The organism is Paenibacillus helianthi (assembly GCF_001909055.1).
In the GTDB taxonomy this organism is placed as follows: domain Bacteria; phylum Bacillota; class Bacilli; order Paenibacillales; family Paenibacillaceae; genus Paenibacillus_AQ; species Paenibacillus_AQ helianthi.
Map to the genome: position 1 here is coordinate 1 of NZ_LVWI01000095.1, position 13,406 is coordinate 13,406.

Annotated in this window: 12 protein-coding genes; 10 read left to right on the forward strand and 2 right to left on the reverse strand. The window is 52.5% G+C overall.

Annotated features, from left to right (window positions below; genetic code table 11):
• The coding region (locus A3844_RS29535) for an IS3 family transposase (RefSeq protein ID WP_143192169.1) at window positions 1–250 on the forward strand (250 nt) is incomplete at its 5' end.
• Between the two features lie 90 nt (window positions 251–340).
• On the opposite strand, the gene A3844_RS29540 is transcribed toward A3844_RS29535, so the two are convergent.
• Window positions 341–850, reverse strand: a complete 510-nt coding sequence (locus A3844_RS29540; RefSeq protein WP_074109349.1) for a GNAT family N-acetyltransferase — start codon at window positions 848–850, stop codon at window positions 341–343.
• A gap of 102 nt (window positions 851–952) precedes the next feature.
• Here A3844_RS29540 and A3844_RS29545 point away from each other — a divergent pair, with 102 nt between their 5' ends.
• The 3 genes from A3844_RS29545 (at window position 953) to A3844_RS29555 (ending at window position 3,836) form a co-directional block, all read left to right on the forward strand.
• Window positions 953–1,660, forward strand: a complete 708-nt coding sequence (locus A3844_RS29545) for a copper homeostasis protein CutC (protein ID WP_074109350.1) — start codon at window positions 953–955, stop codon at window positions 1,658–1,660.
• A 98-nt stretch (window positions 1,661–1,758) separates the two neighbouring features.
• On the forward strand, window positions 1,759–2,814 hold the full coding sequence (locus A3844_RS29550) for an SPFH domain-containing protein (RefSeq protein WP_074109351.1): 1,056 nt from the start codon (window positions 1,759–1,761) through the stop codon (window positions 2,812–2,814).
• Complete coding sequence (locus tag A3844_RS29555; RefSeq protein WP_074109352.1) at window positions 2,811–3,836, forward strand: NAD(+)/NADH kinase; 1,026 nt, start codon at window positions 2,811–2,813, stop codon at window positions 3,834–3,836. The genes A3844_RS29550 and A3844_RS29555 overlap by 4 nt, the downstream gene beginning before the upstream one ends.
• A 116-nt stretch (window positions 3,837–3,952) precedes the next feature.
• On the opposite strand, the gene A3844_RS29560 is transcribed toward A3844_RS29555, so the two are convergent.
• Window positions 3,953–4,423, reverse strand: a complete 471-nt coding sequence (locus A3844_RS29560) for a hypothetical protein (RefSeq protein ID WP_244169888.1) — start codon at window positions 4,421–4,423, stop codon at window positions 3,953–3,955.
• Between the two features lie 242 nt (window positions 4,424–4,665).
• Here A3844_RS29560 and A3844_RS29565 point away from each other — a divergent pair, with 242 nt between their 5' ends.
• The 6 genes from A3844_RS29565 to A3844_RS29590 all read left to right on the forward strand — a co-directional run.
• Window positions 4,666–5,628 carry a L,D-transpeptidase family protein gene (locus tag A3844_RS29565; RefSeq protein ID WP_074083204.1) on the forward strand — a complete coding sequence of 321 codons (963 nt, stop codon included), beginning with the start codon at window positions 4,666–4,668 and terminating at the stop codon, window positions 5,626–5,628.
• A gap of 601 nt (window positions 5,629–6,229) precedes the next feature.
• Window positions 6,230–8,056 (forward strand): ribosomal protection-like ABC-F family protein, encoded by a 1,827-nt coding sequence (gene abc-f / locus A3844_RS29570; protein ID WP_074109354.1) that lies wholly within the window; start codon window positions 6,230–6,232, stop codon window positions 8,054–8,056.
• Window positions 8,057–8,185: 129 nt separating this feature from the next.
• Entirely contained in the window at window positions 8,186–8,614 is a 429-nt protein-coding gene (locus A3844_RS29575) for a hypothetical protein (protein ID WP_074109355.1), read from the forward strand.
• Between the two features lie 26 nt (window positions 8,615–8,640).
• On the forward strand, window positions 8,641–9,126 hold the full coding sequence (locus tag A3844_RS29580; protein ID WP_074109356.1) for a hypothetical protein: 486 nt from the start codon (window positions 8,641–8,643) through the stop codon (window positions 9,124–9,126).
• Window positions 9,127–9,141: 15 nt separating this feature from the next.
• Window positions 9,142–9,708, forward strand: a complete 567-nt coding sequence (locus A3844_RS29585) for an RDD family protein (protein ID WP_074083209.1) — start codon at window positions 9,142–9,144, stop codon at window positions 9,706–9,708.
• Between the two features lie 236 nt (window positions 9,709–9,944).
• The coding region (locus tag A3844_RS29590; RefSeq protein ID WP_074109357.1) for a chitobiase/beta-hexosaminidase C-terminal domain-containing protein at window positions 9,945–13,406 on the forward strand (3,462 nt) is incomplete at its 3' end.

The window sequence follows — 13,406 nt, forward strand, 5'->3', positions numbered from 1 at the left end:
GGCGGTAGTCAAGGGAAAAGGCATTACCATGAGCATGTCCCGTAAAGGAACGCCCGCTGATAATGCCCCCATTGAGTCGTTTCATTCCACCCTAAAGTCTGAAACGTTCTACCTCGAAGATCTTATGTGTACAACGACTGCAATCGTTGAACAGACCGTTCGAGACTACATCACCTACTATAACTCAATTCGGATTCAGGCGAAACTAAATAACCAGTCGCCGGTGGATTTTCGGCGACTGGCTGCTTAAACTTGCAAGGTGTTTTGATCACTGTCTCACAAACAGGGGGCAGTCCCGTGCAGGCAGTGATGGCTTTTTCTTCGCTTGCCCACCCTTGCCCTACTGATGCTTATAATAAATCACCGTGGCGGACATTTTCCCATCACCGGAAATTACATAATCCGGGATTTTGCCTGCTTCCACAAATCCGCGTGATTGGTAGAGCAGGTTGGAAGGATCACCCTCGCGTGTGTCCAGCACCAACAATGTCCGACCATTTGCCGCAGCTGCCTGCTCTGCGGAATCCATCAGCAGGCGGGCAATGCCTTTGCGGCGGTGTCCCGGATGCACCATCAGCTTGGCGATCTCCGCCCGGTGCGGGGCGTTCGGCTTGATGACGGGGTGCAGCTGCACCGTGCCAACAATACTTTCACCCTCCATCGCGACCCAGAGCAGAATGCCAGGGGCCAGGACCCCCTGCCAATAGGTTCCTGCCTCCTCTGCCCCAAGCGGAGGCAGGAATCCGATAGAAGCACCATCTTCTACGACATCTATAATCAGTTTGTTCAGTTGCTGCAGGGTCTCCGGTTGTAACTCTTCAAGCTGTGTGATGGTAATTTCATGGTTCATCCGTTGTTCATTCCCTCCGCCTAAAAAATATCGTATGAAATTCATTATAACGATAAGATGGAAGTATTCAATTTTAACTGCTGCAAGGAGAGGATATATAACATGCTACTGGAAGTTATTGCAACGACGGTGAGTGATGCGGTTATAGCTGAAAAGAACGGGGCGGACCGGATAGAGCTGATTACCGGCATCCGGGAGGGCGGGCTGACTCCAAGTCTGGGATTGATTGAAGGTGTGCGGGAAGCCGTCAATCTCCCGGTAAGGGTGATGGTGCGCCCGCATGCACGTTCTTTCCGGTATGATGAGCCCGATGCGCAGACGATGCTGCGGGATATCCGTCACATTGCAGCTATAGGCGGATTATCCCTTGTCATGGGAATGCTCCGTCCTGACCGGACAGTTGACGAAGAACTGCTTAAGCGGCTGCTGCAGGCTGCGGACGGGATGGAAGTTACGTTTCACCGGGCTTTTGACGAGGCAGAGAATCAGCTTGCAGCATTGGAGATATTGTCGCGCTACCCTCAGATTACGGATATTCTGACTTCCGGAGGACGGAATACGGCGCCCGAGGGGAAAGGGCAGATTGCACTTCTTGAGCAGCTATCTTCTGTTTCTTCCGTCTCCATCCTTGCGGGCAGCGGCTTAACCGCCGATGGTCTCAGTGAGTTCATCACACAGACAGGAGTAAGCCGGGTGCATTTTGGCTCTGCAGTAAGGGAAGACGGAGATCCGCTGAAGCCGGTAGACCCGGTGCGGGTTCAGTCGGTACGCAGGATTCTGAATTCACTGAAGGGAGACCGGCCGATATAACTTTGATATTAACAACTTGATAATATCAACTACCTGTGCTAAAATGTTGTTAATAACAAAATGTTAATAACAAAAAGAGTTAACAGGAGGTAATCCCTATGTTCGGATTCAGATTCGTGAAATTCCAGCCCAGTGACTATGTGCTTAAGGTGAAGAACGGCAAGGTAGTGCGTGAGGGAGTGGGGCTTTCTTTTCATTATTATGCGCCTACGACCTCGGTTGTTGTGGTTCCGGTATCCTCGATTGATGTTCCGTTCATGTTTGAGGAAATTACGAATGATTACCAGACAGTGACCGTACAGGGGCAGCTGACCTACCGGATTGTCGACTACCGCAAGACTACACAGATTCTTAATTACACCTACAATTTGCGTAAAAATACGTATCTCTCGGACGATCCGGGCAAGCTCGCGCAGCGTGTGATCCATATCGCCAAGGTGCTGACGAAGAAGCAGCTGGAGCAGCTGCCGCTGCGCGAAGCGATTAAGTCCAGTGAACGTCTGGCAAAGACCATTACCCAGGAGATTGGAAGGAATGAGGAGATTGAGAAGCTGGGCATCGAGCTGATGGGTCTGTCGATTCTGGCCATTGTCCCGAATAAGGAAACGCTGCGCGCTCTGGAGGCACAGGCCCGGGAAGAGATTCTCCGGAGTGCGGATAATGCGCTTTATGAGCGCCGCAATGCTTCCATTGAGCAGGAGCGCCGCGTGAAGGAGAATGAGCTGAATACGGAAATTGCTGTCGAGACGAAGAAAAAACAGATCCGTGAAACCCAGCTGGACGCCGAGCGGTCGGTGAAGCAGAAGCAGAATGCGATGATGGAGGAGCAGCTCAGCTTCGATACTGCGCTTGAAGAGAAGAAGCAGGAGCTGATCGGGCTGACCGTAGCCAACCAGCGGGCTGAAGCAGATGCCAAAGCCTATGAGCTGTCGGCGGTGATGAATTCGCTGCAGGGCGTAGCGCCTGGTGTACTGCAGGCCCTGACCAATGTAGGCATGAAGCCGGATAAGCTGATTGCAATTGCCTTCCAGGAGCTGGCGGAGAATGCAGGCAAGATTGGGCAGCTGAACATTTCGCCGGATCTGCTTCAGGGACTGATGGGCGGTTCGACCGGAAACGGCGGGAATGTTGCAAGAGGAGGCGGGGGACGATGAGCGGGACCCGAAGCTCGGAGAACAAGATCATCCTGATCCAGCGAAAAACCCGGCTCGAAGAACTGGTGGTCCGCTACAATACGATTCAGCAGGCGCAGTTCTATATTGAACGCTTGGGAGCGGATTTCAGCGATTATATCAGCGAGGACTTTTATTATCGCAAGGCGGTGGAGACCGCAGTGATCGAGCTGGGCGCGGTGGGCCGGGTGCAGCTGCTGGAACGCCAGCATGTACCGAACTTCATTTTTGGGGAGCAAGATACCGTAGTGGTGCTGGGGCAGGATGGACTTGTGGCCAACACGCTAAAATACCTTCACGAGCAGCCGCTGATCGGGGTCAATCCCGATCCGCAGCGCTGGGACGGTGTGTTGCTGCCGTTCACCGTCAAGGATCTCCGGCATTTGGTGCCGGAGGTGTTCCGGGGGCAGCGGCAGGTGCGTGAGGTCATGCTTGCCAAAGCGCAGCTCAACGACGGACAGAGCCTGTATGGCGTCAATGATCTGTTCATTGGCCGCAAGACCCATGTGTCCGCCCGCTATCAGCTGGAGCTGAACGGTGTCACCGAGCAGCAGTCCTCCAGCGGGATTATCGTCTCCACCGGCATGGGCTCCACCGGCTGGCTCAAAAGCGTGCTCGCCGGAGCGGCAGGGATTGTTCACAGTGCGGCGCAGCTGCAAAAGGCAAGCGGAGCACGCACAGCCCCGGCTGCAGGAAGAGGCGGACATCCGGCAGGACAGCCGGTAACCGGAGCGGATGAGGTATACACCGCGGTGGCAGAGCGGCTGCCTTGGGATTACCCGAACCTGTACTTTACGGTTCGGGAGCCTTTTCCCAGCCGGACGACTTCCGCTGACCTGGTCTTCGGAGAGATCGGCAGCCAGGCCCCGCTGAAGATTACCTCACAGATGCCGGAGGACGGGGTCATCTTCAGCGATGGGGTCGAAAATGACTTTCTGGCGTTCAACTCCGGCGTGGAAGCGACGATTACGCTCGCCGAAAAGCGGGGACGGCTGGTGGTATGAATGCAACATTCAGCAGTAACGGGTTCGGTCTGCTTGCCAGCCGGACAACAGAAAGGGTTCCCCGTCAGCCACAGAGAGGCTGCTGAGGAACCCTTTTGAAATTGAAGTGCTGTTGATTACTGGAAGCTGCGGCCCTGATTCATGGATGAACCAAAGGATTGATTTGGAGACATTGGCGAATGCATTTGCTGCGAATTGAAGGAAGGCATCATTGGGATATGTGGCACCTGTGATGGCTGTTGGTTCATGGAAGAATGGAAGACCGGGCTATAAGATGGGTTAAATCCTTGAGCCCCTGTGCCGATTCCAGTGCTGAAGCTGGAAATCTGGGAGTTCTGTTCCATCTGTCTAACCAGTTGGGATACATGCTGCAGCTGTTGTACAGCCGTTTGGTGACCCTGCAGGGCCTGCTGAATCATTTGACTGGCTTTACGTTCACGGTCTGCCAATTCTTCCAGCTTGGCAGCATTTTGCTGTTCCTGTTGAAGAAGCTGTTGATAGTTTTGGCTGGCTTGTTGTGTTTGGGAGACCAGCTGCTGAATAATTTGCTCACATTGGTTGATCTGGCTGGAAATGTTGGAATTCAAAATTTTTTGCCTCCTTGGCATTTCAGTTTGGTCATGCGTTCTTATTATCTCTGAGAAAAGTACTGAATATTCATGTGCTTGATTTGCTTGAGCGGACAGCTACAATTCCCTCAATTACTCCTTCGCTGCCGGAAGGACGGGCTCAAAAGAAAGGTACAGGCTGCATAGCAACTTTTGTGGCCTCCTTTCGTCTATCTAGAAAACAGTATCCATAATCACCCATAACCTGGAGGAGGGGCAGCATGAATCTGCATGGTTTATTTGCTAGACCAAAGGCTTTTTGGAAATTTAAGAATTTAGATGCTTCACGTTACAAATTATCCTTCTATTTCTCACTGAAACGGAGTATTACATTACCGCTTGTATTTGTGCTTCTGTTAACATTAAGCTTCCCGGGAGCGTCAACGGCATCGGCTGCATTGTCCTCAGAGCTGATTATTGTGAACAAAAAGACGAATACGCTAGGCTATTTCAGTGGCGGCAAGCTGGTCCGGACGTTTCCGGTTGCCACAGGCAAAAGCAAAAGCCTCACTCCAGAGGGCAGCTTCAAAATTGTCGTCAAGATCAAAAACAGGCCTTATTATAAGGAGCACATTCCCGGAGGAGATCCTGCGAATCCGCTTGGGGACCGCTGGCTGGGACTCGAAGTGAACGGCACAAAGGGAACAACGTACGCCATTCATGGCAATAATAACGAGTCGTCCATCGGCAAATATGTCAGTGCCGGGTGCATCCGTATGCATAATGAAGACATCCACTGGCTGTTTCCGCAAATTGCCAAGAATACAAAAGTGGTGATCATTTCATCATCACTCAGCCTGGACAGCATTGCTGCCAATAACGGCTATTCCCTCGGGGTTACCGCCTTTGCAGGAACCTTCATCATTAATGGTAAACCGCTGAAGCTTAAGGATGACCTTATCCTGGAGAATTCGCGTGTTTTTGTTCCGTTGAGAGAAACAGTGGCCTTGCTGGGAGGTACGCTGAAGCCGCAAGCTGGAACCGGTGCGCTGGAGATCACCATAGGAAAACGTACGGTGACACATAAACCGCTGACCACACAAGCCGTGGTACAGGGCCAAACCCTATCTATGATAGCGTCCAAAAATGTGAATAACCGTCTCTATCTGCCGCTTGGCAGCCTGACAGAGTTGTTCGGTCTTTCGTTCAAGTGGAGCAAGCAGGAAGCCACAGTCACTTTCTAGGACGGATCAGCTTCATAGTATCCCCGGACCGCAGCGGGCAGAGGCCTGCTGTGTTTTTTTGTAACCCATTCTATGTACAGCAGCTTCGAACGGGCAGGAGTTTCAGGATATATATTGAAGTTATAGAGAGAAGAACCTGCCGCTAATGATGTAATAACGGAATGGGAAACTTTAAGTATAAAGGTTCTTGACCTTGTTTATGCTTGAGGAGTTGCATATGATCTAAGTAGTATTACATTTCGGACAATTACGGAGGTTCACCGAAGCGATGAATAACTAACACGTTTCCTTCTCAAAAGACCATGAACTAGGGATGTGCTTATGCACAAGCCACGGGACACCCTTTGGAATAAAGCAGGTAAGGACGGCGCAGCCGTTGCTGCTCGGGGTGTACGGTCAGGGGATACGTGTGTCGATCGGGGACCTTACGATGCTTGATTCAGATGAACGCAGCTGATAAATATACGGTTCGCCTTGCGATGAAACAAGGGAGCAATATGTCTGCAGCGTTGTTTCATGGCATCCTCCTCCTTCATACATGCTCTGCCGCAGGCCGCTGGCTGCGGTTTTTTTGTATTTTTACGGAAGCGGAGGAATGGATATGACCATAATCAAGGTTAAACATATACGTAAAGAATGGAACGGGATTCCCCTGTTCGCAGATGTCTCTTTTGAAATTGCCGAGAGAGAACGTGTGCTGCTCTTCGGACGCAACGGGATCGGCAAGACGACGCTGCTGCAGGGTCTGCTCGGACGTTACACCTTCGAGGAGGGCAACGTTTATCACGGTCTGCCCCCGAAGGAGCGGGGAGTGCTGGATCAAGAGCTGGAGATTGGGCCAGATGTCAGCGCGCTGGAGTATGTTCTGTCCGGTTCGCCGGAAGTGGATGACCTTAAGCGCAGGCTGGAGCAGATGGGCCGTATGCTTCAAGAGACTGGCGGCAGCGATGAAGCGCTTGTGGCCGAATACGGTGAAGTATATGAACGTTATCTGCAATTGGACGGGTATGGCTGGGAGGCCAAGGCAGAACAAAGCCTTAGCCAGCTGATGCTGAATCCGGAGGTGTGGACCCTGCCATACCGCCAGCTCAGCGGGGGGCAGAAGACCAGGGTTCAACTAGCCGCGCTGCTGGCCCGTCAGCCGAAGCTGCTGATCCTGGATGAGCCGACGAACCATCTGGATGAGGAGACCATGGTCTGGCTGGAAGAGTGGGTACGGAATTATCCGGGGACGGTATTCTACGTGTCCCATGACCGCAGATTCATTGACCGGACGGCAACGACAGTGCTGGAGCTGAGCCCGCAGGGCTGCCGGCGATATCCGGGAGGATATACGAAGTACCGGGAGCAGAAGGAGATAGAGTCACGAACGCTGGCGGTGCAGTACAGAAAGCAGGAGCTGGAGAGGGAAAAGCTGCTGGCGAGCATCCGCCGTTATGCAGAATGGTTCCAGCAGGCCCACCTTGCCGCCGGCCAGAACGATTTCCGGCGCGCCCAAGCGAAGAAGAACGTCTCCCGGCTCCATGCCAAGGAAGCGAGTCTGGAACGCCTGGAGCAGAACCGGGTGGAACTGCCGCGTGCCATATCCCAGCTAAGCATGAAGCTGGAAGGTGAAGTTTTCCGGGGAGATTCGCTACTTGAGATGAGCGGTATTCATTATGCTTACGGCGGCGTTCCTGCGCTGCTGGAAAATTTCAATCTAACTTTACGGCGCGGGGACCGTCTTGCTGTTCTTGGACCGAACGGTGCCGGCAAATCCACGCTGCTGAAGCTGATTGCTGGTCTGCTGGAGCCTGACGGTGGCGAATTGCGTATGCATCCCCGCACGCGGGTGGGTTATTTTGCCCAGGAACTGGATAATCTGCCCCTGTCATCCACCCTACTGGACAGCTTGCTGGAGCTTCCCGGCATGACGCAGACGGAGGCGCGGACCATTCTGGGCTGCTTCTTATTCCCACGGGAGGATGTGTTTAAGCGGATCGGTGATTTAAGCCTTGGTGAGAAATGCCGTGTTGCCTTCCTGCGGCTGTATTTTGGCCGTGCCAATCTTTTTGTGCTGGATGAGCCGACCAACTATTTGGATATCGATACCCGGGAGCGGGTGGAAGAAGCACTGGCTTCTTATCCCGGCGGGCTGGTTATCGTCTCGCATGACCGGTATTTGCATGCTAAAGTGGCCAACCGGCTGCTTGTACTGGAGCGTGGAGGGAACCCCCGTCAGTTCACGGGTACCTATGAGGAATATTCGTCCAAGGACCGGAGCCGGGTGCTTACACCGGAAGAGCAATCACAAGAAGGAGAACTGCAGCTGATGAAGCTGCGCCTGGCCCAACTGATGCACAGTGAAACCAGGGAGACGGTGGAAGAGGACCGCGAGCTGATGACCGAGATTGTGCAGCTGCGGCGGACCATCCATGAGCGGCAATAACTGCCCGTTCCACCCTGTGGTGACGAGATAGCAGAAAAACCAAAAAAATACAGATGCGGTGAAGGGTTATGGCATATTTTGGCGAAATGTATAAATCATACAGCTAAAATATGAGGGAGGCACTCTCAAATGCGTAATAAGGGAATCAGAATCATGGTACTGCTGCTGCTCCTGTTCAATATGGCCATACCGGTACAGTCCACTTCGGCGGCATCCAAAAGCATCAAGGTTAAAGTAACCTTAGTCAGTGCGGAGCTGACTGAAAACAATCATGTGGGTAATGAGTGGTATACCACGGCATATATTAACGATAAAGAGATCGGTGAGGGCTCATCCGTGGTTCTGGACCTGAAATCCACAGAAAGTGTTCAACTGAAGGCGTATGCGGAAGAGCAAGATAAAATTCCGGAATCCGCCAAGGCTACCGCTTCTGTCAAAGCCTCAGCAATAACCAAAACCATCAGCAAAGCCATAGAGGTGACCGTCGTCGAAAACCGGGGGCGCTATTCCGGCAACACGGCCACATGGACGTTCACATTTAAAGTTCAGAAGCAATAGACCAGAATAGCAACCTAGGGGGAACAATGAATAAAAAAGTATGGTTAAGAATGGGGCTGACGCTAATTATACTTGCGCTGCTCTATCTTTGGATGAGGCCGCAGCAGGTGGAGCGGGAATACGGAAGTGTTATTTATTCGAATGAAGCCGGCATGATCAAAAGCATGACTATCCACTTTAAAGGAAAGGTTGCCCGGGGCGTCCTCCTGTTCTCCAAAAGTACATTGAACGGAACGCTTACTGTAGACCAGGACTTGACCTATAAGATAAAGCTGAAGGATAACGGAGGTTATTATCTGGGAGTTATGACGGCATGGGATACCGATCACTCTACACGTACAACCGGGGTGATTTCTGTAGCGAAGAAGCTGGACCGGTTCTGGATTACGCTAACCGATCTTGATAAGCGCTATAACCTTAAGAACGGTGAGGGGAGTATTTCAGGTCCGGCAAGTACACTGGAAGAAGCGAAGCAGGTAGGAAAGGATATTTTGGCTGCGTACAGATCTTAACACTGGAGGTACAACATGGATCGAAGGGTGGAAGAAGAGCTGGTTCCAGGGGACTTCACAGGATTTTGGAAAAGAGTGCTGATCAGTATTGTAGATGTTCTGGTGCTTCTTCTTCCGGCCTATGTTGTGAATAAGTTCTTCGTCTGGGCGACAGAACATTATCATTCGGGGATACCATTGTTTATCCAGTTTGCGCTGCTGTGCGCATTTAATATTTATATGGTGGTCAAATATGGCGGGACGCCCGGAAAGCTGCTCCTGAAGGTCAGAATTATAAATGCGGACGGACAGCTGCCCTCGGTGAAGCAGGCATTGATCCGGGATAGCTTCTATATTCTGAACTCATTTTTGGCGGTCATTGCAAGTTTGAGTGCGTACAAAACCCTGTCGATTTCCACTCATGCCGGGGAATGGCTTCCGCTTGTGATTGGTTTGAATGCATTTTTTGGCTTTGTGATTATAGTGGACTGCCTATGCGTCGCATTCATCAAGAATAACCGGGCCATACATGATCTGATGGCGGGAACGTACGTGGTTGATAAGTCGGCGATGGATAGTCTTAAGCCAGACAAGATAAGTTGATATGTTGCAAAAGGGATAGAACCGGCAGTCCGCTGCTGAGTTCTATCCCTTTACTGTTTTAATCCAATTGCAGCTAGTGTTGCGGAAGAATTCAACAAAATAAAATAAATATTCGTTATTATCATTTTTTAATATAAAAATTAAAGGATTTGTACCACCTGCTGTCGAATTATGGAACCCATAAAGCCTATATGCCCATTCATCTTAGAACGATTAAATTATTGGAGGCAGCGATTATGAAAATAAGGACCAAAAGGTCGAGTTATTCACTATTTGGTGTGCTTTTGCTTGGAATGGCAGTGTTCTTCTGCTTACGCCCTGTACATCTGTATGCTGCGGGTCCGGCGCCAGACAGTTTCACAACCTCCAGCTATACCAGCTTGCCTTCAAATGCAATGACTGGTATGGCCTACGGCAACAATGTGTATATCGCAGTCGGCTACTACGGGGCCATTATCAAATCGGCTGATGCGGAAACCTGGGTGAATGTGAAAACCAAAGCTGACATTAACTATGCAGGAGTGGCAGCTCCCGATTCTTTTACTTTTAACGGGGCAGCTTATGGAAACGGTTTATTTGTTGTTACGGGAAGTGAAGGGGTTATTCTGACCTCGCCGGACGGCAACAACTGGACCCAGCGCACCTCCAATGTCACATTTGGCATTTCGGGTGTTGAATTTCTCACTTTTAATGGGAACAGTGCTTTTTACGCTACAACACAAGGGAAGCTGCTGACCTCAACAGACGGGATCAGTTGGACCGCTCTCGTTCCTACAGGGCTTGACCCCACGGCATACGTAACCAGAGTGACTGTAGGGAATAGCGGCACCAAATTGGCTGTAGGGGCATCAAACGGAAAAATCTACTCTACGATTAATGGCTCCACCTGGACCTGGACGCAGCCCTCTACCGCGGCAGGACCATCCACCGGTACCAACATGCTGTCCTGGATGAACGGCCGTTACTATATTTCAGATCCTAGTGCTTATCTCTGGACCTCTACGGATCTCTCCACGTATACGCTGATGGGACTTCCTTTTAAGCAGAATGCCTCACAATACAACAATCAGATGTTTAACGGGTTTTATGATGGTACGAAGGTCTACTTGTTCGGTTATGAATCTCCAAACTATGGAGCAGTGTACACATCGACGAACGGAACCACATGGACCATGCAGCCGTTCAAAAATTATTTTGTTACGCAGAACCCGCGTTTTCTGAACGGGAAATATTTTCGCTTGGGCAATGAAGGAATGATGGTTTCCTCAGATGGGGTGGATTGGCGCTATAAATGGGGAGGCGCTTTTACTGAGATTGTTCATGGCAGCGGATCACAGTATATTGCTGTTGGGAAAATGGGCAGCGACGGGGCGATCTGGAACTCGGCTGACCTTGCGAACTGGAACCAGGTAACACTGTCCTCAAGAGTGGCCGGATTCTCGGCGGCGGCATACGGTAATAACACCTATGTGGCGATTGGCGAGGCCAATCAGACAAGCACTACGCTGGCTACCTCGACGGACGGATCTGCCTGGACGCTGCAAAGCAGCTTGAATGATTCGACAGCTATAACGGACATTGCTTTTGGGAATGGGAAATTCGTTGCGGTCGGTTCAAGTGCGGGAGCTCCCAAAATAAAAACGTCGGCGGACGGTATCACCTGGCATGAGCCTACCCTGCCTGCGCAATCGATAGATGCGGTGTATTCCATTGCATATACGAATAATCAATTTATTGCCTTGGGGTACGGCTATGATAACCAAGGTAATATAGATGCATCCAGCATTTGGACTTCGGCGGATGGGGAGACTTGGACGAATCGTTCAGGAGCTTATCCTAACCAGACGGATGTCCTGAGTAATGTTCTGTATGACGGAAGCAAATATGTTCTGACTGGTTATAACTCTAGCACTTATGAGGTGTTCTCACGTACCAGTGATGATCTCACCTCTTGGAGCTCACCAACAATGACGGGTTTGTCCACCTTTTACTCAACCTCAGCTATGATGGGGCAAAAGGGCAACAACCTCTACATGCTGGCTTATGGCAGTAACAATGTTCCGGTGGTATATTTCACGGATGATCACGGTTCGACCTGGCAGGATGCCGGTGTGGACTTGTCCTCCATTGATCCGAATGCAATCTATTCGCTGGTGGAGGCGAATGGCAGAGTGGTTCTCTCCGGGAACTCACAGTTGGTTATGACGACAACGGGAACCATGGCGCAGGTAGGTGCTCCGACAGCAAGCCCAGTCGGAGGCGCAGTAGCCTCAGGCACGACAGTGGCGCTGAGCACCACAACTAGCGGAGCAGCGATCCACTACACGCTGGACGGCAGTACGCCGACGAGCGCCAGCGCGGTATATAGCGGCGCGATCCCGGTGACGGGCGCGGTGACGATTAAGGCCATCGCCGTGAAGGCGGGGATGACGGACAGCGCGGTAATGAGCGAAGCGTACACGATCATGGCACAAGCGGTTGCACCATCCGCCAATCCGGCGGGAGGCGCAGTAGTGTCAGGCACGACAGTGGCGCTGAGCACAACTACAAGCGGAGCAGCGATCCACTACATGCTGGACGGCAGCACGCCAACCAGTGCCAGCGCCGTGTATAGCGGGGCGATCCCGGTGACGGGCGCGGTGACGATTAAGGCCATCGCCGTGAAGGCGGGGATGACGGATAGTGCGGTAATGAGCGAAGTGTATACGATCATGGCACAAGCGGCTGCACCATCCGCCAATCCGGCGGGAGGCGCAGTAGCGTCAGGAACGACAGTGGCGCTGAGCACCGCCACCAGCGGAGCAGCGATTCACTACACGCTGGACGGCAGCACGCCGACCAGTGCAAGTGCGGTATATAGCGGCGCGATCCCGGTGACGGGCGCGGTGACGATTAAGGCCATCGCCGTGAAAGCGGGGATGACGGACAGTGCGGTAATGAGCGAAGCGTACACGATCATGGCGCAAGCGGCTGCACCATCCGCCAATCCGGCGGGAGGCGCAGTAGCGTCAGGCACGACAGTGGCGCTGAGCACCGCCACCAGCGGAGCAGCGATCCACTACACGCTGGACGGCAGCACGCCAACCAGTGCCAGCGCGGTATATAGCGGCGCGATCCCGGTGACGGGCGCGGTGACGATTAAGGCCATCGCCGTGAAGGCGGGGATGACTGACAGTGCGGTAATGAGCGAAGTGTATACGATTATGGCGCAAGTGGCTGCACCATCCGCCAATCCGGCGGGAGGCGCAGTAGCGTCAGGAACGACAGTGGCGCTGAGCACCACAACGAGTGGAGCAGCGATCCATTACACGCTGGATGGCAGCACGCCGACCAGTGCCAGCGCGGTATATAGCGGGGCGATCCCGGTGACGGGCGCGGTGACGATTAAGGCCATCGCCGTGAAAGCGGGGATGACAGACAGTGCGGTAATGAGCGAAGCGTACACGATTATGGCGCAAGCGGCTGCACCATCCGCCAATCCGGCGGGAGGCGCAGTAGCATCAGGCACGACAGTGGCGCTGAGCACCACAACTAGCGGAGCAGCGATCCACTACACGCTGGACGGCAGCACGCCGACCAGTGCCAGTGCGGTATATAGCGGCGCGATCCCGGTGACGGGCGCGGTGACGATTAAGGCCATCGCCGTGAAAGCGGGGATGACAGACAGTGCGGTAATGAGCGAAGCTTACACGATTATG